Origin of the sequence: Desulfatitalea alkaliphila (assembly GCF_022968795.1) — a bacterium.
Taxonomy (GTDB): Bacteria; Desulfobacterota; Desulfobacteria; order Desulfobacterales; family Desulfosarcinaceae; genus Desulfatitalea; species Desulfatitalea alkaliphila.
The window spans coordinates 1-728 of the sequence record NZ_JALJRB010000087.1 but is presented as its reverse complement, the minus strand read 5'-3'; the positions used below and the strand labels follow the sequence as shown (position 1 = coordinate 728).

Here is a 728-nt window from a genome sequence, read left to right as displayed (position 1 = left end):
GTTTGGCATAGGCCGGGCGTTGAACGTGGCGCCGGCGCTCTTTGACATGACCGTGTTCGGCCGCAAGCAGCCGGTACATGGTGCGCACCGAGCACAGATACAGCCCCTGGTCGAGAAGACGGGCGTGGATCTGATGCGGTGCCATATCGACAAAGGGTTCGCTGTACAACAGGTCCATCACGCGCTCTTTCTCCTCGGTGCTCAGGGCCAGAGGGGATCGGCGGTTCGAAGGACACGGGCAGGCCGCACCATCGTTGCGTTGCTTGTGGCGATAAAAGCTGGAGCGTGCAACGTCCAAGGCATCGCAGGCGGCTACCGCGCCGATATCGGCGGCCAGCTCAGCAGCAGCGTCCATTATTTGCCGCCCTCCTGGCTGTGGTCGATCTCCAGGATCTGCGAAATTTTTTTTTGAACCTCGATGATGCGCTCGGCCCGCCACAGCTTTTTGCGCAGCTGATCGTTTTCCTTTTGCAGCTTGGCCAGTTCGCCAGCGAGGGGATTTTTCTCAATTGGCTTTCGGCCTCGTGTTTTGGGCGCCATGGCATCGAGCAGCCCTTGCTCGCGGAGTCGTCGCCAACGGGTCAAACTCGATGAGTAGAGGCCTTCTCTGCGCAGCAGTTGGCTGACTTGCCGGGAGGTTGTGCACCGATCCGCCTCGGCAAGAATCCGCAGCTTGTATTGAGCAGTCAGCTTGCGCCGGGGCTTTTGCGCGGGCACCTGAGGATCGG

The 728-nt window shown here is 60.4% G+C and carries 1 protein-coding gene and 1 pseudogene; both read right to left on the bottom strand.

Annotation, left to right across the window (positions count from 1 at the left end):
- A pseudogene (locus MRX98_RS21840) lies at positions 1-355 on the bottom strand (IS3 family transposase); the annotation flags it as partial.
- Positions 355-728, bottom strand: a 374-nt coding sequence (locus MRX98_RS21835; protein WP_246915305.1) for a transposase, incomplete at its 5' end; no start/stop codon positions are given. The gene MRX98_RS21835 and the pseudogene MRX98_RS21840, both read right to left, overlap by 1 nt.